Raw genomic sequence first — 15,753 nt, forward strand, 5'->3', positions numbered from 1 at the left:
CTAAGGAGGAATTTAAAATGAAAAAAATGTTAAGCGTTGCTCTTGCGTGCTCCATGGCAGTTACTCTTGCAGCCTGCGGCGGTGGCACCAAGCCTACAGAAGCTCCTACAACGGCAGCTAATTCCGACACAACAGCAGCTCAGGCAGAAACAACGGCAGCACCTGCAGCACCTGCAGAAACTACTGCGGAAAAGCTGGAGAATAAGGACAAACCTTTAGTATGGTTTAACCGCCAGCCGTCCAACAGTTCTACAGGAGCTCTTGATATGACAGCTCTGAATTTCAACAAGGATACATATTATGTAGGATTTGATGCAAATCAGGGTGCTGAACTTCAGGGTACAATGGTTAAAGATTATATTGAGAAAAATATTGATACAATTGACCGCAACGGTGACGGAGTCATCGGTTATGTTCTTGCAATCGGCGATATCGGCCATAACGACTCCATCGCTCGTACAAGAGGTGTCCGCAGAGCGCTTGGAACAGGCGTTGAAAAAGACGGCAACATCAACAGCGAGCCGATCGGTACAAACGCAGACGGCACAGCAACTGCAGTACAGGATGGAACAATCGAAGTTAACGGAAAGTCATATATCGTAAGAGAACTTGCTTCTCAGGAGATGAAGAACTCCGCAGGTGCTACATGGGATGCCGCTACAGCAGGTAACGGAATCGGCACATGGTCATCATCTTTTGGCGATCAGATCGATGTTGTCGTTTCTAATAACGACGGTATGGGCATGTCAATGTTCAACGCATGGTCTAAAGACAATAAGGTTCCTACATTCGGTTATGATGCAAACAGTGATGCAGTAGCTGCTATCGCAGAAGGCTACGGCGGAACCATCAGCCAGCATGCAGATGTACAGGCTTATTTAACACTTCGTGTTCTTCGTAATGCTCTTGACGGCGTTGATATCAATACCGGTATCAGCACAGCAGACGATGCAGGAAACGTTTTAAGTGAAGACGTATATGTATACAAAGCAGACGAACGTTCTTACTATGCATTAAACGTTGCTGTTACTGCTGAAAACTATCAGGATTTCATGGATTCCACAATGGTTTATGCACCTGTATCAAACCAGCTTGATGAAGGCACACATGCCACAAAGAAAGTATGGCTGAATATCTACAATTCATCTGATAACTTCCTTGGATCAACCTATCAGCCGCTTCTTCAGAAGTATGACAAGATTCTTAACCTGGATGTAGATTACATCGGCGGTGACGGACAGACAGAGTCCAATATCACAAACCGTCTTGGAAATCCAAGCCAGTATGATGCATTCGCTATCAACATGGTTAAGACAGACAATGCGGCTTCTTATACAAATTTACTTAATCAGTAATTTCCATTGAAATAAAGGTGGGCAGGTATTAGGGAGAAGAAATTCTCCCTAATAATTTCTTTTAATCATCAGGCGTTATAAACTTCGCCTGTGGGAAAACACTATAATACAGGAGTAAAAATAATGGCAGATAAGAAAGATGATATCGTCTTATCAATACGCGGTATGAGCAAGTCGTTTGGCCGAAACAGAGTCCTAGATCATATTAATCTGGATGTGAAACGTGGAACTGTCATGGGACTTATGGGTGAAAATGGAGCCGGTAAGTCCACAATGATGAAGTGCCTTTTTGGCACCTATCAGAAAGACGAGGGAAATATCTTTCTGAACGGCAAAGAAGTGAGTTTTTCCGGACCCAAAGATGCTCTTGAAAACGGCATTGCAATGGTTCATCAGGAACTCAATCAGTGCCTGGAAAGAAATGTAATCGATAATTTATTCCTCGGACGTTATCCGGTCAATTCCATAGGCGTAGTTGATGAAGGCAGAATGAAAAAAGAAGCTGCCGAGCTTTTCAGAAAGCTGGGCATGACCGTTAACCTTACTCAGCCGATGCGGAATATGTCTGTATCTCAGCGGCAGATGTGTGAAATCGCCAAAGCGATTTCCTATAATGCCAAAGTGATTGTTCTGGATGAACCGACATCCTCTCTGACCGTACAGGAAGTTTCCAAGCTCTTCGAGATGATGAGAATGTTAAAGGAACAGGGAATCGCTTTGATCTATATTTCTCATAAAATGGATGAGATTTTTGAGATCTGTGATGAGATTTCAGTGCTGCGCGACGGCAACTTGGTTATGACAAAGAGCACCAAAGATGCGAATATGAATGAACTGATTTCGGCTATGGTTGGCCGTTCTCTTGATAACCGGTTCCCGCCGGTTGACAACACCCCTAAGGATGTGATTTTGTCCATTCAGCATATATCTACAAAATTTGAGCCTCATTTACAGGATGTCTCATTTGACGTAAGAGAAGGGGAAATATTCGGACTTTACGGCCTTGTAGGCGCTGGACGTACAGAACTTTTGGAAACGATCTTCGGTGTCCGGACCAGGGCGGCAGGACGTGTTTATCTGAATAACCGTCTTATGAATTTCAGCAGCGCGAAGGAAGCGATGGAACATGGGTTTGCCATGATTACTGAGGAACGAAAGGCAAACGGATTGTTTTTGAAGGGTGATCTTACATTTAATACAACGATTGCAAACCTGGAACAGTATAAGTCCGGAATGATTCTGTCTGATCCAAAGATGATAAGGGCGACTGCGAAAGAAATTAAGATCATGCATACCAAGTGTATGGGACCGGACGATATGATTTCAAGCCTTTCCGGAGGTAACCAGCAAAAAGTTATTTTTGGAAAATGGCTGGAACGCGGTCCGCAGATATTTATGATGGATGAACCTACAAGAGGAATCGACGTCGGTGCAAAATACGAAATATATGAGCTGATCATCGACATGGCAAAACAGGGCAAAACAATTATCGTTGTTTCATCTGAGATGCCGGAGATTCTTGGAATTACGAACCGTATTGGTGTAATGTCGAATGGACGCCTTTCTGGAATTGTGAATACGAAAGAAACAAATCAGGAAGAGCTTTTACGACTCAGTGCAAAATATCTATAATGGGGGTTTGACGGATATGGCTAATGGAAACAGTAAGACTCTGACGGCTGAACAGGAAATGCAGCTGCGTCAACCAATTGAGGACTATGTCAGTAAAATACAAAAAAAGATCGACGTTCTCAGAGTGGATGGCTCAAACAAGGTGGTTGCTCTTCAGAATAATATTGATGCGGCAAAAAGAGACCGCAGCCTTACAAAAGAAGAGAGAGAAGACAGAATTGCTAAAAACAAGGCTGAATTGGAAAAAGCAAAAGCAGTTGAAGCCAAAAATAAAGACGAGATTTCAAAGTTAATTTCTGATGCGGAAGGTTATCTCGCGGCGCATTTTAACAAAGATTATTATCAGCCGCTTAAAGAAAGCTGCGATCAGGAAAAAATACTTGCAAAAGAAAAAAATAAACAGAAGGTCGCTGAACTGGAAAAAGCGCATCAGGAAAATCTTTCAAAGCTTACCGACCATCAGGAAATAAAAGATGAAAAATATGTCCATAAGAACAGGCTGTTCGATGCTAAGATGGAGCTGGAAAAAGAACTTCAGCAGATTAAAGACAGAAGACACGCTGCTTTTGCATGGAAATATCATCTCATTGATATGCTGCGCATGTCCAAATTCACGTTTATGGAGACGAGAGCGCAGAAATGGGAAACTTATAAATATACATTCAACCGCAGGGCATTTCTTCTGCAGAACGGTTTGTATATTGCCATCATTCTGATCTTTATCGGACTGTGTATCGCCACACCGATTATCAAACACGTTCCTTTGCTCACTTATAATAACATTTTAAACATCCTTCAGCAGGCTTCTCCGAGAATGTTTCTTGCTCTTGGCGTTGCCGGATTGATCCTCCTTACCGGTACGGACCTTTCAATCGGACGTATGGTTGGTATGGGTATGACAACGGCGACGATAATTATGCATCAGGGAATTAATACCGGCGCGGTTTTTGGCCATGTATTTGATTTCACCGGCATGTCAGTTGGAGCCAGAGTAGTTTTGGCTTTGGTAGTATGTATCCTTTTATGTACATTTTTTACAGCCATTGGCGGTTTCTTTACAGCTAAATTCAAAATGCATCCTTTTATTTCAACAATGGCAAACATGCTTGTAATCTTCGGACTCGTTACATATGCGACAAAAGGTGTATCATTCGGAGCGATTGAACCGTCCATTCCTAAGATGATTATCCCTAAGATTAACGGTTTCCCGACAATTATCCTTTGGGCTGTAGCAGCAATTGCAATCGTATGGTTCATCTGGAATAAAACAACCTTTGGCAAAAACCTCTATGCCGTAGGCGGCAACCCGGAAGCAGCAGCGGTTTCCGGCATCTCCGTATTCGGAGTAACCATGGGAGCTTTCATCATGGCTGGTATTCTCTATGGATTCGGTTCATGGCTTGAATGCGCAAGAATGTTTGGTTCCGGATCAGCAGCTTATGGACAGGGTTGGGAGATGGATGCGATTGCAGCCTGCGTAGTAGGCGGCGTATCCTTTACCGGTGGTATCGGTAAGATTTCGGGCGTTGTAGTCGGCGTATTAATTTTCACCGTACTCATATACTCCCTTACAATCCTTGGTATTGATACAAACCTTCAGTTCGTATTCGAAGGCATCATCATCATCACAGCCGTTACTCTCGACTGCCTGAAGTACGTGCAGAAAAAATAATCTTTATTTAATTGGATAAGATACGCCGGAAAGAAGGGGAAACCCGGGCGGGCGGCGGAAATGGAAACAGACAGGGGATTCGGGTTACGACCCTAAGTGATACTAGGCCGCCAAGTGCGAAAAAGGCAGCGCGGCGCCATTCACGATGAACTCTTTATGACTTCATCGTTCAAGGGCGCCTCAAATACTGATTCGGAATTCAGTATTTGTCTGCCTTTTTCCGCTCTTGCCGACCAAGTATCACTAAGGGTCTGCACACGATCCCCTGTCTGTTTCCATTTCCGCCGCCCGCCCGGGTTTCCCCTTCTTTCCGGCTGTTACTTGGCTAGCTGAGAAAAAAGATTTGGAGGATATGAGAGTAAATTTTCACATCAAGGGTGAATGATTTTTTAGAAATGCCTTCACCATTTAATGTAAAGGGTGAGGTCATTTGTAAACGATATAAAACAGACCGTAGTGTATAAAACGAATTCCTGATATCCGTGCACTATGCTGGTCGCATCTGAGTCGGTACTATATAGAGAGTATTCCCCTGGATTCATCGGGCAGTTGCAGGACTGGCTGAAAGAAGCTGAGTAAATCCGTAAGAGCGTTTACTATCTTGCGGCAGGAACAGCGGCAACAGAAGCCCCACAAACCAGAAGTTACAAATTAATCCAGTATCGTTGAATCGTTCCGCATTCACCTAAACCAACTTCATCATTCACTTCGTTTTCAAGAATACCTCCATTTTTGACGATGGTCTTTTGAGAAGCAATATTTGTTTTATCACAGGTAAGCAGAACTTTGTCTTCTCCAAATTCTTTGCAAATTGGCAGTAGCAATCTGAGCATATCACTCGCATATCCCTTTCGACGTTCAGAAGGTAAAATGCTGTATCCAATATTTCCACCGTATTGCAGTAAAAAGGGGGTCAGTGGGTGGCGATAGTCAATAATCCCTACGACCTTTTCATCTTTTACACGAACACACAAAAATACCTCAGATGGAACATAGCCCTTCTTCTTCAATCGGTTTTCAAAATCAATCCATTCTGAAAATGAACTCACTTCTTCAAGACCTGCACAACCATCAAAGCTGTCATGATTGGCAAGCATATCTTCCTTGTATTGCATGACCTGCTGTGCATACTCATAAGTAGGTCTAACCAATTTCAAATACATACACGTGCCCCCCATAAAATTCCGATTTATTGTTTCGTTTTGATAATACCATATTCACCTATTTAAAACAATAAAATCCTTCCACTTATCCAGCCTGTCAATGGACGGGTACTCGCCTCAAATTCGTTGTTTGTTAACGGCAGCCTTCCATCTTCCATAAAGGTATTCAGATATTTTTTCCGGTTTTAGCTGTACTGCAGGGCCTAGATGTGAAAGGCCGTGAAGTTCCACAAAAGCTGGTTCAGAAGCCGTTTGGGCCGCATGATTGAAACGTCTGTTTTATATCACTTACTGAATATGATGCTACATAAATACCTATGCATCAATGTTGTTTTTAACCAGGCTAGCGAAAACCAGCACGGAATGGGGAGGCGGAACCGGAGGACGAAGGCCGGGGAAGGAGGATGCAGCCAGATGGGATCGTATGGAACCCCTTTAGAACTACTTAGGCCCGTAAGAACGGAACGAGGCAGGTAAAAACTGATTTCCGTCTCAGTTTTTAAAGCGCCGCTGAGCAGCGAAGTCATCAAGAGTTCACTGCGAATGGCGCTGGCCTGCCTCGTTCCGTTCTTACGGGCCTTAGTAGTTCTTAGGGGCGAATCCCGAATCCCATCTGGCTGCATCCTCCTTCCCCGGCCTTCGTCCTCCGGTTCCGCCTCCCCATTCCGTGCGTACCTTCCGTCAGCCCCCCCGTTAAATAACAATTAAATATCCAAAGCAGTGATATTTCTGTTCGGGTGGTAATGTTTGGTTGACTTGCTTTCTTATTTGAATTATAATAAACTGTGACTATGGTGAAAGAGAGGCATAAGAAATGTTAAAGAGCATGACTGGTTTCGGCAGATATGAGACAGTGACTGATGAATATAAAATTTCTGTCGAAATGAAGGCCGTGAATCATAGATATCTTGATTTAAGTATTAAGATGCCTAAAAAGTTCAATTATTTTGAGTCTGCAATCCGCACGCTTCTTAAAAAATATATCCAGCGCGGTAAGGTGGATTTATTTATTAACTATGAAGACTATACGGAAGGCAATATGTGTCTGAGCTATAACAGTTCTCTTGCAGCGGAATACATGAAGTATTTTGCGATGATGGAAGAGCAGTTTCATATATCGAATGATATTAAAGTGTCGGCACTCAGCAGAATGCCGGAAGTCCTCACGATGGAGCAGGTGCCGGAAGATGAAGAGCATTTGTGGAAGATCCTCTCTGAAGTGATTGAGGAAGCCGCTAAGCGGTTTGTGGACACCCGTATTGTAGAAGGTGAAAACTTAAAGCAGGATCTGCTTGGAAAATTGGATTATATGCTGGAACTTGTGGAATACATAGAAGAGCGTTCCCCAAGGATCATAGAAGAATACCGCACGAAGCTGTCGGATAAGGTGAAAGAGATGCTTGAAAACAGCACCATCGATGAGTCCAGAATCGTTACAGAGGCGACGATTTTTGCCGATAAGATCTGTACAGATGAAGAAACGGTCCGTTTGAGAAGCCATATTGAGAATACCAGGGCAGAGCTTTTAGAGGGCGGCAGCATCGGAAGAAAGCTGGATTTTATTGCCCAGGAGATGAACCGGGAGGCCAATACCATCCTGTCAAAAGCCAATGATCTGGAAGTTTCCGACAAGGCGATTGCGCTCAAAACTGAGATTGAAAAGGTGAGAGAACAGATCCAGAATATTGAATAGAGGTTGGAAAATATGAGTAAAAAGGGTATTTTAGTTGTCGTTTCCGGATTTTCCGGCGCCGGCAAGGGGACTTTGATGAAGGCCCTGCTGAACCGCTATGACAATTATGCGCTTTCCATTTCTGCGACTACCAGAAAGCCGAGGGAGGGCGAAGAAAACGGCCGGGAATATTTTTTTATTGAAAAAGAGCAGTTTGAGCATATGATTGATCATGGTGATCTGATTGAATATGCAAAATATGTGGATAATTACTATGGAACCCCCAAAGACTATGTGTTTGACAAGATGGCAGAGGGGAAGGACGTAATTCTGGAGATAGAGATTCAGGGTGCGTTGAAAGTAAAAGAACGGTTTCCTGAGACCTTGCTTCTCTTTGTAATGCCTCCCAGCGCGGAAGAATTAAAGCGCCGCCTGGTTGGACGCGGTACGGAGACGATGGAAGTGATTGATGCCAGACTTCACCGTGCGGTGGAGGAAGCGACCGGAATTGAATCCTATGATTATGTGCTGATCAATGATAACATTGATGTCTGTGTGGAGGAGATGCACCAGCTGATCCAGTCACAGCACAGCCGGGTTTCGGAAAATAAGGAACTGATTGCCGACATGAAGGCGGAATTGAAAAATATCTAAATTTGAAAGGAGAATGGAATATGTTACATCCATCATACAGTGATTTAATCGACGTAGTAAACAGTGAGGTGGAACCTGGCGAGCAGCCGGTTGTTCAGAGCCGTTATTCAATCGTAATCGCAACATCCAAGAGAGCGCGGCAGTTAATTGCCGGTGAGGACGCTATGGTGCCTTCTTATGGCAAAAAACCTCTTTCTATGGCAATTGAAGAATTATATAAATCAAAAGTTAAAATTGTTAGCGAAGAAGATCTTTCGGAAGATGAAATCAACAGCTGACTTGCAAAGCCGTCTCCACACTGACAGAGATGGCTTTTTCTTAATCGCATAGATGACAAACGGAAGAAAGGATTTTTTTATGAAATTATTATGTATTTCCCTGGGCTGCGACAAAAATTTAGTGGATACGGAAATGATGCTCGGGCTGTTAAATAAAGACGGATATGAATTTACAGATGACGAACAGGAGGCGGATGTAATTGTGATCAACACCTGCTGTTTTATCAATGATGCCAAGGAGGAAAGCGTGAACACGATTCTCGAGATGGCGGAATTAAAAAAGACAGGAAACTGTAAGGCGCTGATCGTAACCGGCTGTCTGGCGCAGCGGTATAAACAGGAGATTATTGACGAGATACCGGAAGTAGACGGAATCCTCGGAACTTCTACCTATGACGAGATCTCGAACGTTTTAAAACAGGCGCTTCAGGGACAGCATACCAGCTGTTTTCATGATTTGGATCTGCTGCCGGATGTGAAGGCGGAACGTGTGATTACAACCGGAGGATATTATGCGTTTTTAAAGATCGCAGAGGGCTGCGACAAACGGTGTACTTACTGCATTATTCCAAGCCTCAGAGGCAGCTACCGCAGCGTGCCGATGGAAAAACTGGTGAGCGAAGCAGAGGAGCTGGCTGAAAAAGGCGTGAAAGAGCTGATCTTAGTAGCCCAGGAAACCACGTTATACGGCGTGGACCTGTATGGAAAAAAGATGCTTCCTGAGCTTTTGCATAAACTGTGCCGCATTTCCGGGATTCAGTGGATCCGGGTACAGTACTGTTATCCGGAAGAAATTACGGATGAATTGATTGAAACGATTAAAACAGAAGAAAAAGTCTGCAACTACCTGGATATTCCAATCCAGCATGCCAGCGACAAGATCTTAAAGCGCATGGGAAGGCGTACCAATCAGGAACATCTGAGGGAAATGGTTGCAAAACTGCGACGCGAGATTCCGGATATGGCTCTCCGCACCACTTTAATCTCAGGATTCCCGGGAGAAACCCAGGAAGACCATGAGACGCTGATGCAGTTTGTGGATGAGATGGAATTTGAGCGTCTCGGCGTTTTTGCTTATTCAGCAGAAGAGGATACGCCTGCTGCCGGATTTGAGAACCAAGTGCCTGAAGAAGTGAAAGAAGAGCGGCGTGATGAACTGATGGAGCTTCAGCAGGAAATTGCATTTGAAAAGTCGGAAGCTATGGTTGGAAAAGTTGTGGAAGTCATGATCGAAGGAAAAGTGGCCGATGAAGCGGCTTACGTAGGACGCACATATATGGATGCCCCCAATGTGGATGGATTTATCTTTGTCAATACTGGGGAAGAACTGATGTCCGGCGACTTTGTACGGGTGAAAGTGACCGGAGCTATGGATTATGATCTGATTGGAGAGGTGTACGATGAATTTACCGAATAAGTTAACGGTTTTACGAGTGATCTTGATACCTTTTTTCGTTGCGTGTTTGATGATCGAAGGCGGTGAGAACAAGACTCTGCGGTATGCGGCTGTGGCGATTTTCATTATTGCCAGCCTGACTGATATGCTGGATGGAAAAATTGCCAGGAAATATAATCTGGTAACGAATTTCGGCAAGTTTATGGACCCGTTAGCGGATAAGCTGCTGGTTTGTTCCGCGCTCATCTGCCTTGTAGAATTAGGACAGCTTCCGGCCTGGATGGTTGTGATCATTATCAGCCGGGAATTTATTATCAGCGGATTCCGTCTGGTGGCTTCGGACAATGGTATTGTCATTGCGGCAAGCTATTGGGGGAAATTTAAAACCACTTTTCAGATGATCGCCGTGGTGCTTTTAATTCTGGATATTGAAGCGATTCAGATACTGACTTCGGCATGCGTGTGGATCGCCTTGATTCTCACGGTTGTTTCTCTGATCGATTACATTGCAAAAAATCATAAAATTCTTACAGAAGGAGATATGTAATTATGGTAGTTGAGCTGATCTGTGTAGGTACGGAATTATTACTCGGTAATATTGTGAATACAAATGCTCAGTTTATCGCTGAAAAATGTGCGCTTCTTGGACTTTCCATGTACAATCAGGTGGTAGTGGGAGATAATAGGGAGCGCCTTGCTGATGCGATACGCAGAGCCCTGAAACGGTCGGATATCGTCATATTAAACGGCGGTTTGGGGCCTACGGAGGACGATCTGACAAAAGAAGTCTGCGCAGAGGTGATGGGATTCCCACTGGAAGAGGACGCTCACACAAAAGAGCGCCTTGTAGAATTTTTCAGAAACAGCATTTATAAAAATATTGCGGATAATAACTGGAAACAGGCGGTCATTCCGTCCGGCGCAATCGTTTTGGACAACAGCAACGGCACGGCTCCGGGACTTATTTTGGAAAAATTCGGAAAATCTGCGATTTTGCTTCCGGGACCGCCCAATGAACTCTATCCGATGTTCATGGATCAGGTATATCCATATCTTCAGAAACTTCAGCCGGAAATCATCATTTCACAGATGGTGAAGATCTGTGGAATCGGTGAAAGCCAAGTAGAAGACAGGCTGTTGGATATGATCGATAAACAGACTAACCCAACTATCGCAACTTATGCTAAGACAGGTGAAGTCCATCTTCGTGTAACCGCTAAAGCAGCGGACGAAGAAACTGCCCGCAAATTGATTAAGCCGGTGGTTAAAGAGATTAAAAACAGGTTTGGAGATGCGGTTTATACCACCAGGGAAGAAGAAACACTGGAGATGGCAGTGGTCCGGCTTCTGGAAAAATATGACCTTACGGTAACGACAGCCGAATCCTGTACGGGAGGTCTTTTGGCAGGACGCCTGGTCAATGTGCCCGGCGTTTCAGAAGTGTTCCGGGAAGGTTTTATCACCTATTCCAACAAAGCCAAGAGAAAGATTCTGGATGTGAGCAAAAGCACTTTGAAAAAATACGGCGCAGTCAGTGAACAGACAGCAAAAGAGATGGCTATGGGCGGAGCGTTTGCTACGGATGCCGATATCTGTATCGCGATTACCGGCCTGGCCGGTCCTGACGGAGCTACGGATGAAAAGCCGGTAGGCCTTGTATATATTGCAAGCTATCTGAAAGATAAGGTTTCTGTGGAAGAATATCATTTTAAAGGAAATAGAAATAAAATTCGGGAACAGTCGGTAGTAAAGGCTTTGGATCTTTTACGCCGGTCCGTTTTAGATAATTACCGTTAAGGGAGAGGCAGGAGATTACATTTTGGATATCCATATGATAAAAAAACAATTGACGTCCGTATACCGTTTTGCCTATACGAATCTGGCGCTCAATTACTATACTTATTTTGAAACAGTGGCGGAAAAGACATCGGCCCAGGACAAGTTGTCCTCTTATACATCACGTTTTAATCAGTTGCTGGGAGAAGTTCTGGAGAACAAGGGTTCCATAGAAGATCTTGATCTGATGCGGAACCAACTGAGCGGCGTCATAGAAGTGCTGAACGCATATGTGGATGGAATTAACGTTTATGAATATGTTTTAAACCGTTTGGAACGCCGGTTTGTCACTGGCGTTAAGATTCAGGAATCGGAAGAAGAAGTGGTTTCAAAGGTGATGCAGTACATCTGGAATTCAAAAGATACTGTGGTGATCAATGGCAGAATCATGGAAGTGATCGGACAGCTGCCGATCCGCCTTACCAGAAATAAATTCTACAATATGGTCAGTGACTCCTTATCCATCTATATAGACGGCGACCGTTCAGCCTTGGATAATATGATGTACCTTCTTCGCACTTCCTCACTTGTTCAGGTTCCGGATGATATGGAAAAAGGAATGGAGGAGCTCTGCCAGATGCTCCTTACACTGAAAGAAGCGGATTATACAGCGCTTACAGAGGAAGAGTACAAAAAGCTGAGCCGGATAATCGAAGAGGCAGTACAGATGGTTACAGATCTGATCGGAGACTGCATATCATTGATGGAACTGGTCAATGATCTGTATATGATAGAACTGACCCGGAAAGATGCTTTTGTTGATGTGGAGGAAGAGAACGTTCTGAAATACATCATATCCGGCGTATTGGAAAAGTTTAAAAAAGAGGATTGGACAGAAATTGACGATGATATCACCGGTAAACTGGTATTTTTGGAAGGCAGGCAGGAAAAGCTTTATGAAAAATATTTAAAATATGAGTCTGCGGACGAGTTTGTGGAAGAACCATATAAGGATATTTTAAGAAAAATAGCTGTTCTGCTGTCGGGAAGCTCTTTTGCGTCCTTAGAGGAGACGGAAGATGCTGATGAAAAGGCGGACCGTAGGTATGTGGAGAAGACGGCGGAGAATTATTTTGAAGAACTGAACCAGCTGTTTCAGGGTATGAAAAAGCCGGTGGTGCGGGCTGTGATGTCACAGGCCCTGTCAAAACTTCCTGTATGCTTTAATTCTGCTCACGAAATTGAGTCCTACATCCGCAGCAGCCTGGACAGCTGCACGGATATTTGTGAAAAAGAAACATGCATGGAATTATTGTTGGAATTGGTGGAGAGCGAGAATGCGTATATCTGATCATCTGTACGTGGGTGAAAAAGCGGAAAAAAACAGGTTCCGTATTATCTGTAATCTCAGGTATTCCAAGCTGCAGGCCGGAGTCTATGTGATTACGCCTGCGTCAAATGGGAATAATATACTTGATATTTATCCTTCTTTTGCTCTGATGCAGCCTTATTATCAGGAACAGGATCTGTTGATTCTGGGAATCGCAGACGGGTATTGGGAGGCTTTGGAAGTGGCAGGAAAGCTTGTGAATGACATGTACCAAAAGACAGGCGGATTTTGTCTGAAAGAATTTATGGACAGCGGAGCGTGATGGAGTGCTGCATATAATATGGTTGGTTTTGAAAATAATAGGAATAATTCTGCTGGTGCTTCTCGGGCTTCTTGTGGCCGTATTGGCAGCGGTTCTGCTGGTACCGCTGCGCTACAGGGCAGACGGTTCTTATCATGGCCGCCCTGTGGTTACTGCAAAGGTGACATGGCTGTTACATATTCTGTCTCTGAAGGCAGTATATGATGAAGAACTGGATCTGAGTTTCCGGATTTTTGGTTTCCGGCTGTTAAAACCGGGAAGCAGGAAAGAAGAGGAAGTGGAAGAAGAACTGATCCTCCAGTCTCAGGAGCTGATGAACCAGTTAGAAGAGGAGATTACAGAAGAAGCAAAAGCAGAACCTTTGCCTCATCCGGAAGAAAAAAAGGCCGAAAGACAGAAAACGGTAAAAAAAGAAAGAAAAGCAGAAGCCTCCGAACCGGATGCGGAAAGTGACAGCCCACTGCCTGTCAAATGGTGGAAGAAACTGAAGGCTTTCCTGTCCGGATTCTATTACCGGATAAAAGATCAGTTCCTGAGCATTCAGGAGAAGTTTGAAAAGGGAAAAGAGTTTCTCCAGGATGAAGAAAATAAAAAAACCATACGCCTTTTATGGAAAAACGGCAAAAAACTGCTGAAGCATCTGCTGCCGCGCAAAGTGAAGGGGGAGGTTATCTTCGGATTTGACGATCCGTATATAACAGGCCAGATATTGTCGGCTGCCAGCGTCTTTTATCCGCTCTATGCCAGACAATTTAAGATATGCCCTATGTTTGACCAGTCCGTATTAGAGGCGGAAGTAAGTCTGAAGGGAAGAATCCGCATAGGTACCGTGTTATTTATTCTGCTTCAGGTTTACTGTAACAAGAATTTCAGGGTTTTATTAAAGCGATGGCGCGGTTAAATGATGCGGCGCTGAAAATATAGTTATGATTGAAAAATCCGCCGGCGGCGGAGGAAACGAGGTTAAGATGGCAGATAATAATTTTACATCAGCCGTAGAAGCTTTATTCAAGGGGATGGACAATTTTGTTACAACAAAAACAGTGGTTGGAGAAGCGGTAAAAGTCGATGACGCAATCATCCTGCCATTAGTGGACGTTACGTGCGGAATGGCCGCCGGTTCATTTGCTGAAAACTCCAAGAATAACGGCGGAGGCGGAATGAGCGCGAAGATGAGCCCCAGTGCGATCCTTGTAATTCAGAATGGAAGCACCAGGCTGGTTAACATTAAAAATCAGAATACGGTCAATAAGGTGCTGGATATGGTTCCCGATATTGTCAATAAATTTACCGGCGGAAAAGTGAATGTAGGCGGTGAAGTATCGGAAGAGGCGGTAAAAACAGCTCAGGAAATGGCAGAAATTGAGAAGAATCGGTAAGACCTTGAATATTGGACGGACATCTGCATATACTTTAATAAAGGCTTGTGAAAGCAGATGTGAAGATTTGAGGGATTTGGATGAAACGTTTATGCGGCCTGATTATATTTTCAATGGGAGTAGGAATGGCAATTCTTTTGTTTGTTCCCACCACGCTGACCACGCTGGTTTTTGTGCTGGCCTGTTTGATACTTGGATATAATTTATTTTGCTGTTAATCATAATGGCCGGCATGCCTTGCAGACCGGTCTTATGTAAAAAAACAAGCTCCGGGCAATGATTATCGCCCGGAGCTTTAATAAATCCAATTAAGCTCTTTCAACTAAGCCAGAACGTAAGCAAGAAGTACATACATACATCTTCTTAGCTCCACCGTTAACTTTAACTTTAACAGATTTTACGTTTGCTTTCCACATCTTGTTAGAACGTCTATGTGAATGGCTCACTGCGTTACCAAAGTGAGCAGCCTTTTCGCAAATTGCACATTTAGCCATGATTGCACCTCCTTAAAGCTACTTGGATTCAGATACTATAAAATCCACAACAAATGTATCTTAACAGATAAGGAAGAAATTTGCAAGAGAAAAATGAAAAATTGTATCTTTTTTTAGGAAAATAATGTATGATGGACACAATATGTGGGGTGTGATATAATATTCCTACAGAGCTGGGGCCGGGCGTTTCGGAATCTGTCCGAATGTAGGGCCGGCGGAGCTGTCAGTTTTAAGTGAATTTTAAAGAACGGAGGTATTGATATATATGAAGGGTCGAATCAGCAATAAACTGGGAGAAATCCAGATCAATCCGGATGTCATCGCACTGTATGCAGGAACAACTGCAGTTGAGTGCTTTGGGATTGTAGGTATGGCAGCTGTCAGCATGAAAGACGGCCTCGTTAAGCTTCTCAAGAGAGAAAGCCTGACTCATGGAATTAATGTGGATATTAAGGACAACCATATCACCATAGACTTTCATGTAATCGTCGCATATGGTGTGAGCATTTCTGCGGTTGCTGATAATTTAATCGCAAATGTTAAATACAAAGTAGAAGAATTCACCGGGATGGATGTGGATAAGATCAACATCTATGTAGAAGGTGTAAGAGTGATAGATTAAGGAGGAGC

General features: G+C 43.8%; 17 protein-coding genes. 15 read left to right on the forward strand and 2 right to left on the reverse strand.

The features are described from left to right. Nucleotides 1-17: 17 nt before the first annotated feature. The 3 genes from C0033_RS22580 (at nucleotide 18) to C0033_RS22590 (ending at nucleotide 4,659) form a co-directional block, all read left to right on the forward strand. Complete coding sequence (locus tag C0033_RS22580; RefSeq protein ID WP_103230188.1) at nucleotides 18-1,355, forward strand: substrate-binding domain-containing protein; 1,338 nt, start codon at nucleotides 18-20, stop codon at nucleotides 1,353-1,355. Nucleotides 1,356-1,478: 123 nt separating this feature from the next. Continuing rightward, entirely contained in the window at nucleotides 1,479-2,987 is a 1,509-nt protein-coding gene (locus C0033_RS22585) for a sugar ABC transporter ATP-binding protein (protein WP_103230189.1), read from the forward strand. 16 nt (nucleotides 2,988-3,003) lie between these two features. Further along, entirely contained in the window at nucleotides 3,004-4,659 is a 1,656-nt protein-coding gene (locus C0033_RS22590) for a galactoside ABC transporter permease (protein WP_103230234.1), read from the forward strand. Nucleotides 4,660-5,303: 644 nt separating this feature from the next. Here C0033_RS22590 and C0033_RS22595 read toward each other — a convergent pair. Then, complete coding sequence (locus tag C0033_RS22595) at nucleotides 5,304-5,822, reverse strand: GNAT family N-acetyltransferase (RefSeq protein ID WP_103230190.1); 519 nt, start codon at nucleotides 5,820-5,822, stop codon at nucleotides 5,304-5,306. 814 nt (nucleotides 5,823-6,636) lie between these two features. On the opposite strand from C0033_RS22595, the gene C0033_RS22600 reads away from it, so the two are divergent. The 11 genes from C0033_RS22600 (at nucleotide 6,637) to C0033_RS27210 (ending at nucleotide 14,847) form a co-directional block, all read left to right on the forward strand. Beyond that, nucleotides 6,637-7,515 (forward strand): YicC/YloC family endoribonuclease, encoded by an 879-nt coding sequence (locus tag C0033_RS22600; RefSeq protein ID WP_103230191.1) that lies wholly within the window; start codon nucleotides 6,637-6,639, stop codon nucleotides 7,513-7,515. Between the two features lie 12 nt (nucleotides 7,516-7,527). Further along, the gene (gmk, locus tag C0033_RS22605) at nucleotides 7,528-8,148 is read left to right on the forward strand and encodes a guanylate kinase (RefSeq protein WP_103230192.1); all 621 of its coding nucleotides are present in this window, start codon (nucleotides 7,528-7,530) and stop codon (nucleotides 8,146-8,148) included. A 20-nt stretch (nucleotides 8,149-8,168) separates the two neighbouring features. Beyond that, nucleotides 8,169-8,426, forward strand: coding sequence for a DNA-directed RNA polymerase subunit omega (rpoZ, locus tag C0033_RS22610; protein WP_103230193.1), 258 nt, complete (start codon nucleotides 8,169-8,171; stop codon nucleotides 8,424-8,426). A 79-nt stretch (nucleotides 8,427-8,505) separates the two neighbouring features. Further along, complete coding sequence (gene rimO / locus C0033_RS22615; RefSeq protein ID WP_103230235.1) at nucleotides 8,506-9,843, forward strand: 30S ribosomal protein S12 methylthiotransferase RimO; 1,338 nt, start codon at nucleotides 8,506-8,508, stop codon at nucleotides 9,841-9,843. Then, complete coding sequence (pgsA, locus tag C0033_RS22620) at nucleotides 9,827-10,369, forward strand: CDP-diacylglycerol--glycerol-3-phosphate 3-phosphatidyltransferase (RefSeq protein WP_103230194.1); 543 nt, start codon at nucleotides 9,827-9,829, stop codon at nucleotides 10,367-10,369. The genes rimO and pgsA overlap by 17 nt, the downstream gene beginning before the upstream one ends. A 2-nt stretch (nucleotides 10,370-10,371) precedes the next feature. Continuing rightward, nucleotides 10,372-11,619, forward strand: a complete 1,248-nt coding sequence (locus C0033_RS22625) for a competence/damage-inducible protein A (protein WP_103230195.1) — start codon at nucleotides 10,372-10,374, stop codon at nucleotides 11,617-11,619. 34 nt (nucleotides 11,620-11,653) lie between these two features. After that, nucleotides 11,654-12,949, forward strand: coding sequence for a hypothetical protein (locus C0033_RS22630; protein ID WP_146043807.1), 1,296 nt, complete (start codon nucleotides 11,654-11,656; stop codon nucleotides 12,947-12,949). Further along, nucleotides 12,936-13,250, forward strand: coding sequence for a hypothetical protein (locus tag C0033_RS22635; protein ID WP_103230197.1), 315 nt, complete (start codon nucleotides 12,936-12,938; stop codon nucleotides 13,248-13,250). Before C0033_RS22630 ends, C0033_RS22635 begins: the two co-directional genes overlap by 14 nt. A gap of 28 nt (nucleotides 13,251-13,278) precedes the next feature. Beyond that, nucleotides 13,279-14,151 carry a hypothetical protein gene (locus C0033_RS22640; RefSeq protein ID WP_180994862.1) on the forward strand — a complete coding sequence of 291 codons (873 nt, stop codon included), beginning with the start codon at nucleotides 13,279-13,281 and terminating at the stop codon, nucleotides 14,149-14,151. A 67-nt stretch (nucleotides 14,152-14,218) separates the two neighbouring features. Next, complete coding sequence (locus tag C0033_RS22645; RefSeq protein WP_103230236.1) at nucleotides 14,219-14,629, forward strand: GerW family sporulation protein; 411 nt, start codon at nucleotides 14,219-14,221, stop codon at nucleotides 14,627-14,629. An 80-nt stretch (nucleotides 14,630-14,709) separates the two neighbouring features. Then, entirely contained in the window at nucleotides 14,710-14,847 is a 138-nt protein-coding gene (locus tag C0033_RS27210; RefSeq protein ID WP_180994863.1) for a hypothetical protein, read from the forward strand. 90 nt (nucleotides 14,848-14,937) lie between these two features. Here the strand turns inward: C0033_RS27210 and rpmB are convergent, their stop codons facing one another. Next, nucleotides 14,938-15,123, reverse strand: coding sequence for a 50S ribosomal protein L28 (rpmB, locus tag C0033_RS22650; RefSeq protein ID WP_006775035.1), 186 nt, complete (start codon nucleotides 15,121-15,123; stop codon nucleotides 14,938-14,940). Nucleotides 15,124-15,388: 265 nt separating this feature from the next. Here rpmB and C0033_RS22655 point away from each other — a divergent pair, with 265 nt between their 5' ends. Further along, nucleotides 15,389-15,745 carry an Asp23/Gls24 family envelope stress response protein gene (locus C0033_RS22655; protein ID WP_103230199.1) on the forward strand — a complete coding sequence of 119 codons (357 nt, stop codon included), beginning with the start codon at nucleotides 15,389-15,391 and terminating at the stop codon, nucleotides 15,743-15,745. Nucleotides 15,746-15,753 lie beyond the last annotated feature (8 nt).

Source organism: Clostridium sp. chh4-2 (assembly GCF_002899675.1).
GTDB lineage: Bacteria > Bacillota > Clostridia > Lachnospirales > Lachnospiraceae > CHH4-2.